This window comes from Listeria valentina, from assembly GCF_011800755.1.
GTDB classification, from domain to species: Bacteria; Bacillota; Bacilli; order Lactobacillales; family Listeriaceae; genus Listeria; species Listeria valentina.
In genome coordinates this window covers 1-9,049 of sequence record NZ_JAATJW010000080.1, presented here as the reverse complement: position 1 = coordinate 9,049, position 9,049 = coordinate 1, and the positions used below count along the sequence as shown (strand labels likewise).

General features: G+C 36.2%; 14 protein-coding genes. 10 read left to right on the top strand and 4 right to left on the bottom strand.

Going from position 1 to position 9,049, the window contains the following annotated elements:
• Window positions 1-612 precede the first annotated feature (612 nt).
• Genes HCK02_RS12550 through HCK02_RS12540 form a run of 3 tightly spaced genes read left to right on the top strand, consistent with a single transcriptional unit; the run spans window position 613 to window position 1,682 of the window.
• Window positions 613-1,164 carry a recombinase family protein gene (locus HCK02_RS12550; RefSeq protein ID WP_167630451.1) on the top strand — a complete coding sequence of 184 codons (552 nt, stop codon included), beginning with the start codon at window positions 613-615 and terminating at the stop codon, window positions 1,162-1,164.
• Between the two features lie 12 nt (window positions 1,165-1,176).
• Window positions 1,177-1,503: a DUF3592 domain-containing protein gene (locus HCK02_RS12545; protein ID WP_167630450.1), complete on the top strand. Its 327-nt coding sequence runs from the start codon at window positions 1,177-1,179 to the stop codon at window positions 1,501-1,503.
• 32 nt (window positions 1,504-1,535) lie between these two features.
• On the top strand, window positions 1,536-1,682 hold the full coding sequence (locus HCK02_RS12540; RefSeq protein ID WP_167630449.1) for a hypothetical protein: 147 nt from the start codon (window positions 1,536-1,538) through the stop codon (window positions 1,680-1,682).
• Window positions 1,683-2,059: 377 nt separating this feature from the next.
• On the opposite strand, the gene HCK02_RS12535 is transcribed toward HCK02_RS12540, so the two are convergent.
• Both HCK02_RS12535 and HCK02_RS12530 read right to left on the bottom strand, forming a co-directional pair.
• Entirely contained in the window at window positions 2,060-2,218 is a 159-nt protein-coding gene (locus HCK02_RS12535; RefSeq protein WP_167630448.1) for a hypothetical protein, read from the bottom strand.
• Between the two features lie 49 nt (window positions 2,219-2,267).
• Window positions 2,268-2,492 carry a hypothetical protein gene (locus tag HCK02_RS12530; protein ID WP_167630447.1) on the bottom strand — a complete coding sequence of 75 codons (225 nt, stop codon included), beginning with the start codon at window positions 2,490-2,492 and terminating at the stop codon, window positions 2,268-2,270.
• Window positions 2,493-2,584: 92 nt separating this feature from the next.
• Between HCK02_RS12530 and HCK02_RS12525 the strand changes: the two genes are divergently transcribed.
• Both HCK02_RS12525 and HCK02_RS14215 read left to right on the top strand, forming a co-directional pair.
• Window positions 2,585-2,989, top strand: coding sequence for an HTH domain-containing protein (locus HCK02_RS12525; protein WP_167630446.1), 405 nt, complete (start codon window positions 2,585-2,587; stop codon window positions 2,987-2,989).
• Window positions 2,990-3,050: 61 nt separating this feature from the next.
• Complete coding sequence (locus tag HCK02_RS14215; RefSeq protein WP_281348885.1) at window positions 3,051-3,173, top strand: hypothetical protein; 123 nt, start codon at window positions 3,051-3,053, stop codon at window positions 3,171-3,173.
• Window positions 3,174-3,503: 330 nt separating this feature from the next.
• Here HCK02_RS14215 and HCK02_RS12520 read toward each other — a convergent pair whose 3' ends face one another.
• On the bottom strand, window positions 3,504-4,475 hold the full coding sequence (locus HCK02_RS12520) for a 1-phosphofructokinase family hexose kinase (protein ID WP_167630445.1): 972 nt from the start codon (window positions 4,473-4,475) through the stop codon (window positions 3,504-3,506).
• Window positions 4,472-5,233, bottom strand: a complete 762-nt coding sequence (locus tag HCK02_RS12515; protein ID WP_167630444.1) for a DeoR/GlpR family DNA-binding transcription regulator — start codon at window positions 5,231-5,233, stop codon at window positions 4,472-4,474. Before HCK02_RS12515 ends, HCK02_RS12520 begins: the two co-directional genes overlap by 4 nt.
• 267 nt (window positions 5,234-5,500) lie before the next feature.
• On the opposite strand from HCK02_RS12515, the gene HCK02_RS12510 reads away from it, so the two are divergent.
• Genes HCK02_RS12510 through HCK02_RS12490 form a run of 5 tightly spaced genes read left to right on the top strand, consistent with a single transcriptional unit; the run spans window position 5,501 to window position 8,781 of the window.
• A complete protein-coding gene (locus HCK02_RS12510; protein ID WP_167630443.1) occupies window positions 5,501-5,959 on the top strand; it encodes a PTS sugar transporter subunit IIA in 459 nt (152 codons plus the stop codon).
• Between the two features lie 35 nt (window positions 5,960-5,994).
• Complete coding sequence (locus HCK02_RS12505) at window positions 5,995-6,294, top strand: PTS sugar transporter subunit IIB (RefSeq protein WP_167630442.1); 300 nt, start codon at window positions 5,995-5,997, stop codon at window positions 6,292-6,294.
• 35 nt (window positions 6,295-6,329) lie between these two features.
• Window positions 6,330-7,721, top strand: a complete 1,392-nt coding sequence (locus HCK02_RS12500) for a PTS galactitol transporter subunit IIC (RefSeq protein WP_208970480.1) — start codon at window positions 6,330-6,332, stop codon at window positions 7,719-7,721.
• A 29-nt stretch (window positions 7,722-7,750) separates the two neighbouring features.
• Window positions 7,751-8,011: a hypothetical protein gene (locus HCK02_RS12495; protein ID WP_167630440.1), complete on the top strand. Its 261-nt coding sequence runs from the start codon at window positions 7,751-7,753 to the stop codon at window positions 8,009-8,011.
• 17 nt (window positions 8,012-8,028) lie between these two features.
• Window positions 8,029-8,781: a class II aldolase/adducin family protein gene (locus HCK02_RS12490; protein ID WP_167630439.1), complete on the top strand. Its 753-nt coding sequence runs from the start codon at window positions 8,029-8,031 to the stop codon at window positions 8,779-8,781.
• Window positions 8,782-9,049 lie beyond the last annotated feature (268 nt).

Genomic DNA, 9,049 nt, shown 5'->3' with positions numbered 1-9,049 from the left:
CTTTTTCCATTTTTATAGAAAAAAACGCCCATCCCTCTTCTTTCTCATGGAGGGATCGGCGTTTTTCGACAGTCTGAAAGAAGAATGTCAACCATTCTTCTTTTTCATTGTATTATTCATAGTAGTCAAACGTGTAATGAAGTGCCAATAGAGTATACTCTATTGGCGCTTTTATTTTTGGGTATCTTTAGCCGTTTTCAGTGGGTCAATTAAATGGGGCAAAAGGAGAATGAGCTTTTAGGTGAAAACTGAACATAAAAAAACCAGTATGGAAAAAGGGAGGAAACCATACTGGTAAAAAGGGAGTTGGAAAAACATCCATAAAAAGGGAGTAAAAATGAATGTTTTTCATTTAATAAAACTAGTTTATCGTCTGGAATTTAAAATGAGCGAGGAATACGATGAAAATTCAATAAGAATGATTTGTTTTTGATGTCCATAAAATGGTCATTTACTGGACAGTCCAGATTTTCACTTATTTTCATGGTAAATGAAGGCAAATCGTGTTCATAAATCCGTCAATTAATCTATGTGCAGTATAACTGTTGTTATAAAGTTATGTTACAATAGAAATGGATATTCCTTAATTTGATTTCGAAAGGTATGAAAACTATGAAAATTGGGTATGCTCGTGTATCAACTGGACTACAAAATTTAGACCTTCAAATGGATAGTTTAGAAAAATATGGTTGTGAGAAAAATTTTAATGATCATGTAAGTGGTGCAAAAAGTAAACGACCTGGATTAGAAGATGCGATCGAATTTTGTCGGTCTGGCGATACGCTTGTGGTTTGGCGGTTGGATCGACTCGGAAGAAATATGGAAGATTTAATTCGCATCGTGAATCAGTTGAACGAAAATGGAGTGAGTTTTCACAGCTTACAAGAAAATATAACAATGGACAAATCGAGTTCAACGGGTCAACTCATTTTTCATCTCTTCGCAGCCTTTGCCGAATTTGAACGAAATTTAATCTTAGAACGTTCCGCAGCTGGACGAGCAGCAGCTCGTGCAAGAGGTCGAAATGGAGGGCGTCCTGAAAAATTATCAGAAGAGGATCTCAAGTTATTACGTACGCTCGTCGAAAATGGAACACCGATTAAAAGTATTGCGGAACGGTGGCATGTGTCTCGGACGACGATTTATCGTTATCTTAATAAATAGAGGTGGATTTATATGAAAAAGTGGATTCTACGATTCTTCATTATAGGTGTTATTATTGCCTTCATTCTTTGGGCATTTGGGTTCTTAAAACTAGGCTATATCTCTTTAAATTATACGGATACTAGAGCTACAGTAACTCAAGTAAAGAAAACGCTTGAAAAAAATGAGGGCGGCCATGTTTATAAAATTTCAGTTAAGTTTGAAACCAAAGATCAAGAAATGATCCAAACGAGTTTTCGAGAAACGGTTGATGCGTATGAATCGGATTATTATCAAGTTGGAAACCTAGTTCCCATTCGTTATTCAAACTGGACACCTTCCATTTGCTTAGGGATATAGTACAAGAACCTAATAAACAAGGAGTGTGCGCTATGACCGATAAAAAAAGAAGCCCGCAAAAAGAGATCATCTATCAATTTCAAAAAATTCGACTTAAGCAAAAAGCGCTTCATCATGTGCAGGAAGGGAAACCCGGAAGAAGATATTCAACAAGCCATGCGATTAATGGAAAATCGTAATCAAAATGGTTTGTCTGTGTTAGACAGCATAAAAATGACGGGAGTTCCAAAAGCAATATTATATAAAAAATTGAAAGAACGCTAACCGACGACAAAAAGGTATACTCTATTGGTACTTTAGTCTTAAAGTCTTTAGCTATTTTTAGTCGTACAAAGAGAAGTAAAATAAACAAACGATTGGCTCGATTGGTATTAACCAAGAGCGAGAAATTAGATGAAAAATCAACAAAAATTCTAAAACTTGCCTGGGTCGAAAAAGGGAACTGAAAAGCCGACAGAAGTGGTGAACGAAAGAAAACGATTGGGACGAAACAATGAGAATCTAACTATTTTTATTGCAGAAAAAACACCCCGAATTAGGGGTGTTTAAAAATTAATTAATAATTTTTCCAGACTAAGTAAGACGATCCTAAAGCGTAACCTAATGGGATTCCCTTTCCAGAAAGTCGTGCTCCATATTTAGATTTTAGCATAGGTTGGCTAATGTGTCCGCGAAGTCCTTTTACCGCTGGACGTTGTGTTTGACTACTAGTCATATTAGTGATGCTCCAAGTGCCATTAAATCCAGTTATTCTATAGGGCGGATTAATGATTACGCTCCAGTTTAAAATTACTAACCCAAATTTTTAGTGTGCCCACTCGGGTACTTGCTCTTGAGTTTGTATTAGGTTGTAAAGTTATTCCAGATTCTGTGGAATATACAGGTGCTGAAGCTTTTGTAGGTGGTTCTTCGGCATTCGCTGTAAGAGGGAGGGATAATGTTCCTAATCCCAGAAGTAAAACGGCTAACAGGCTTAACATTTTTTTCATAACTAACATCCCTTTCTTTTTTTTGTGATTCTATATAGTACAATGGTTATATTGTTAAATGCGACTAATTTCACAATTAGGAGGCCCAAAAAATGTATTTTGCTAATTTGAAAGATAACATACAAGATTTAAAAAAACATTATGGTTTCACTGATAAAGACTTTTTAAAATATTTTGGTTTATCGTTTGATGAATTGATGGAGATTCAAAGTGATGATGACGTAAGGTATGGTAATTTAGTTGAGAAGAGTGTGTTTTTAACAGAACCATTTCGCGATGCTGATGCGGAAGAACGTTTAAAGCTTATAATAGAAATCTTGCATGTTGAAAAAGGGTTGTCTTATCAAACTATCGCTATTTATGCTCAGTTGGAAGAAACAGAGTTGATAGATTACTCTAGCGGAACAAAAGAGTTAACTTATGAACAAAAATTTAATAGCTGTAGTAGGTTGACGTTGTTAGACGCTTTTTTAAATAACTGTCTCAATTGGAGCTGATACGGATAAAGATTATGTAATAGATAAAGAAGCAGATGGATATCATATCTGTGGTCAACTTGTGGCTAAAGAATTTTTACAGGTGGGAGAATTTAAAATAGATATATCTGATGGTGATATCCCTAAGGATATTGAACAGAACGATCATATAGAGGTTGATGTTACACGGGTTGATATTTTTTGATTTCCAAGAAAAAGTTTTGAGTTAACTAAATAGAAAAAACCTCCGTTTTTATTCATTTTAACTGATTCGTGAATTCAACGAGAGGTTTTTTATTGTTATTCCACTTTTTAGGATCAGTTCTAAAGGAGAAAACCGTGCTTTTTCTTGAGTTTTAGTGGAATTAGATTATTAAATTTAGAAATATATTGCTTAGTTTGATAGAAAAGTACAAGCTAGACTAACACATCATTTTGGGAAAAGAGAATAACGAATAGGGGGATTTACACTGTTTGTTTTCTACTCGGTCTTTTTTTAAAAACAGAAACGTTTCAAAGAAACTTCAAGTACACCCTAATTTTTGGAGAGTAGTTTTTTTATTTCTACCAATCGAATTTCTTTAATGAACTGGATCACTTGCTCGTTATCAATTGTTCCATTTGTTTCATGTAAGGAATTAGAAATACCACATGCCATCGCATACTTGATCGCATCTTCAATGGAATACCCCTTGCTAATCGCAAAAGCCATTCCACCGACAGTCGAATCCCCACAACCGGTAGTATTAACGATGTCGACTGCTGGAATTTGTACGTCATAAATCATCGAGCCATGCTTGACAATGGCACCGTCGCTACCTTGGGAAATCATAATCGTTTGGATATCGGCAAAAAGAGGGTCATGTAAAATAGCGACTAATTCATCGGTCGTTTCGATTTTCTTTCCCATCAACTCTTCTAATTCGTGTGTGTTTGGTTTGATAAAAGTTGGACGAACCGTTTGGTGGGATAAAACATTTTTCAATTGCATACCAGAAATATCCATTAAAATGGGGAATCTATTTCCAACGATCGACCGGATAAAGGTTAACAAATGAAGATGAAAATTCAGATCATCTGAATTGACAGATCCAGAAATACAGATGGCTTCCACTGTATATTTTTTTAAGAGATAAGCGATATGTTGAAAAAAAGTCGATTCGTTTTCTTTAGAAAGGTATAGCCCTTTTTCCACCAATTCGGTATGCGTGTTTTTGTCGTGCATGATAGTTATGGCATTTCTGGAATTTCCTTCAACCTGAAGAAACTCCAGCTGATATCGGTCTTCATCTTGGAGTGTATCTAAAATCATTTTTCCAACAGGCCCGCCTAGGATACCTGTTAAAATAACTTCTTTTCCAGATTGTGCAATAACTCGGCCGGCATTGATTCCTTTGCCGCCGATGGAAGTATGCGGATTTTCTACACGATTGACTTGATTTAACTTTAACGAGGAAACAAGATAGTTATAATCCATCGAAGGGTTTAGTGTAATCGTTAAAATCATACTTGCTCCTCCTTCATGATATTCGTAAACGAACTATAGTAGTCAAATGTTTGATCTGAAATTTGGTCGTCGGTGATTAGAAAATCAATATCGGACAATGAATAGAACGTGTAAACATCAGACCGATTGAATTTTGAACTGTCGGCAACCACACATTTTTTCCGCGAGTGTTTAAAGGAAACACGCTGAATTGCGCCTTCATGTGAGTTGGCTGTAGTTACATTGTTATTAAAGACCCCATTTGTTGAAGCAAATGCTATATCAATGTTTAAATTATCAAAGCTTTTTTCAGCAATTTCACCGTAAAATTCTTCGGTTGTTCGAGAGAACTCACCACCAGTCAATAGTACTCGGTAATCTGTATTGTAGAGCAAATAATTGAAAGCTAGCAAACTGTTTGTAATCACAAATAGGTTTGCTTTTTTTATCTCTGCTAATGCGTGGAGAATGGTGGTTCCGGCACCGATATAAATCGTATCATTGTCATTAATCATGCTGTTCATCACTTTGCCGATAAATTGCTTTGCTGGGACATTTGTGTTGATTTTTTCTTGCGTAGAAAGTTCATACTCGATTTTTTCTAATTTTTGGGCCCCGCCATAAATTTTTACTAACAAAGATCGTTCTGCTAGTTCACTAATATCTCTCCGAATAGTCATATCGGAAACGTTTAATTTTGAAGATAGTTCTGGAATGGATAGATAATCATTTAGTCTTAACAAATCCAGAACTTTTTCTTGCCGTTCTTTTTTTAACATAAAATCACCTCGTATAAGTAAACTCTAACAACGGATCACAAGTCTATACCTTAATTAATAGCATTTAAATGGATAAAAATCAAGAATAATATGTTCAAATGTGTTAAAGTTTGTTAATTTTATCAGATTATAAAAAAACTTTTTCAAAAAACAAATTTTGAAAGCGTTGACAAAAGTTTTGAGTCGTTATATATTAACATTATAAAACATAAGTTAACAAAGTAAAACAAAGTAATTCAATATACGATTGAAAGGAGTTTAATGTGTGTGAGTTATAAAGAAATGTTTGACGAACAGCTGATCCGTACCCAGTTAGAAGGGAACAGCGAAGAAATCATATTTGAGAACGTTGCAGCACACTTGGAAAATTTAGGATTTGTTAATGAAGGGTACTTAAATGGAATTGTTACAAGAGAAAGACAGTTTCCGACAGGATTAATCACACAACACTTGAATATTGCATTACCACATTCTGAGCCAGAATACGTGGAGAAGCCTTTTGTATATATTGCACGGCTAAAGGATGAAATAACAGTTAAACAAATGGGCGATAGTCAAGATATGGGAGTAAAAGACTTGTTTTTCTTAGGCATAAAGGATCCCAAAGAACAAGTAGGTTTGCTTCAAGCATTTATGGAATTATTTATGAAAGAGAAGTTTGTCGCGAAATATGTAGCAGAACAAGATAAAACAAAGATTTATGAACTATTTATACAAAATATTTGATTTTAACTAAATGATAGAAAGTGGAGGCGTTTGAAATGAAAAGAAGATTAATTGTTGCATGTGGAAGTGGTGTAGCAACTAGCCAAACCATTGCTAGTAAGATTGCAGGTTTATTCGAGGATGATGGAATTGATTTCCAAGTCGAAGCAGTTGATTATAAATCTATTCAAAATGAGCTGCCGTCAGCTGGAATTTATGTGTATGTTGCTCAACCGAATGATGAAGTCTTAGAAAAAGCAAATGAACTGGGGGTGAAGGTTTTTCCAGGTATTCCGTTTTTGACAGGTAGAGGTTCCGATCAGATTTATGAAGATATTAAAGCGCTAGTCGAGTAAAGAAACAAATACAAACGATGAACGAGGTGGAAAACGTGCAAATATTTCAGGATATTATCAATTATATCTTAGGATTAGGGTCAGCTATTTTTGTGCCATTAATCATTTTGATTTTAGGCCTAGTTTCAGGAATGAAGATCAAAAAGGCATTCATGGCAGCCATTACTTTAGGTATTGCCTTTACCGGGATGTCGATGGTTATCACGTTTATGTCTAATGCTGTAAGTCCTGCTTCCGAAGCATTAGCAAAAAATACGGGGCTTAACCTACCAGCATTAGATTTAGGGTGGACCGGGGCTGCTAGTATAACCTGGTCTTGGGCCTATGCCTTTGTTTTCTTTGCTGTTGTACTTGTTGTAAATTTTGTTATGTTAATCTTGAATTTGACCAAAACGCTAAACGTTGATATGTGGAATGTTTGGGGGAAAGCATTAACAGCTTACCTTGTCTATTTTATTAGTGGGAGCTTATTGGCTGGATTTGCAACAGCCATTGTCCAAGTCATTTTAGAATTAAAAATGGGTGATATGTTTCAACGTCATATTGAGGATTTAACAGGAATTCCATTGGTAACGGTGACACATTTAATGAATATTTCGGCAGTCCTATTGTTGCCAATCAATGTAATCATGGATAAAATTCCATTCTTCAATAAGCGAGCAGATACAAAGGCATTAAAGAAAAAGATTGGAATCTTCTCGGAGAACTCTGTCATGGGTTTTATTATCGGATTAGGTCTTGGATTAGCTGCGGCATATGGAGTATCGGGTTCGCTAAACTTGGCCATCCAAATTGCGACTGCAATGGCCTTGTTCCCAATGATCTCAAAAATGTTTATGCAGTCCCTTTCTCCGCTAGCAGATGCTATGTCTGAAATGATGAAAAAAAGGTTCAAAGATCGTGAAGTATACATTGGATTAGATTGGCCTGTTCTCGCAGGACGTCCCGAAATTTGGGTGACAGCGATTCTCTTAGTTCCTGTCTTCATTGGATATGCGATTATTTTACCAGGAAATACTGTATTGCCATTAGCCGGTATTATCAATTATGCAATCGCTGTGGGAGGGTTACTCCTCACAGGTGGAAATCTTGTCAGAATGCTGATCATGGGTGTTATTTCTATGCCCATCTACCTTTATGCAGCAACCTATTTAACACCAATCTTAACCGGTTTGGCAGAAAAAACAGGGGCAGTCGAAGGGATAAAGAAGGGTCAGCAAATCACGTGGTCTTCTATTGAGGGACCAGAATTTAGAATTGCCTTTGCCGAAGCTTTTAAAGGGAATATTCTGGGAATCATCGGGGCCATCCTTTTTATCGCGATGTTTATATGGTTGTACAAATATATGAATAAAGCCAAGGTTCCTAGTCAAAGATATGAAGAATTAGCGGATAAAAAAGTGAAAGAAATGAAAGTCACAGGATAGCAGACTGAATAAAAAGGTGGGGAAAATAAATGACTAAAAAAAATAAAGAAAAAACGAAGTGGTTATTCATTTTATTTCTCGCAATTGTTAGCTTTATCTTGGCATTTATGACGCAACAGCTGCTGTTTAACTTTATCGCTATCGGATTAGCAATCTGTGTTTATAAATTCGGGAACCCGATCCTTTTTAAAGAATACGATGCGCGCAGGAAGAAAAAGTATGAAGAAGCCATGCAAGTGAGGAATGCTGCACGAACGGTGATTGTGAATAAAAAACTATTTAAAAAATAAGAAAGGTGGTCCCGTATATGTCGGATGGACGAATGATTTTTGAGAGAGAGCGTGAAGATTTAGCCAAAATTGTAAAATTGATTTTCACCCGAAAAAACACCAATGTCGCAGGAGGCAACTTTTCATTTAAAACAACAGATCAAAATGGCAAGGAGTACATTATTATGACGCCAACCATGATGTCAGAAGCGTATTTGGGAGAAGTCTCCTCAGCACAAATTCTAGTCGTAGAACCACATACAAGAAAAGTAATCGACGGCGTTGGCAAATTAACACGAGAGATCAATCTACATGAAGCAGTCTATGATACGAATCCTGATATCAAAGCTGTATTACATGCTCACGCACCGAATGCCATGTTCTGGGCAACTTCCGGTTTAGATATGCCAAACTTAACGGAAGCCACGCAAAAAGTTGGCTATGTACCCGTACTTGATTTTGAGCCCAACTGCTCACCAGAGCTAGCTAAATTAGTTTCAAATTATATGAAAAAGGAAGAAGTGAGTCTGCCGAATATGTTATTGCTGAATAGTCACGGCGTATTGATTAGCACGCCAGGTGAAACGGGGATTGAAGCTATTCACAAAGCGTTACAAATTCTCGATACAACAGAATGGAATGCAGAGATTGCATACAAACAAACGCTTTTTCAATCATTAGGTTTATTAGATGGCTACTACTCAAAAGGAAAACAAGTGGGAACATTAAAAGATTTGAAAGAACATACACCGATTTATAATCATCAAGAGATATTTGCTGGTGGAGATTGACAACAAAATACTACTTTACCGAAAAAAACCAGAACTTACTGACTCTGGATCAGGCTTAAAAAACGTCAGTCCTTGAAAGAGAAGTAGGAGGGGGCTGGCGTTTTTATCTATAGACAAGCGAGAAATGAAAAGAAAAAAGACTCCTAACACCATCCGTGTGAGTCAGAAAGGGGTATCCATTAATGGATATCCCAGACTGTCGAAAAACGCCCATCCCTCCATGAGAAAGAAGAGGGATGGGCGTTTTTTTCTATAAAAATGGAAAAAG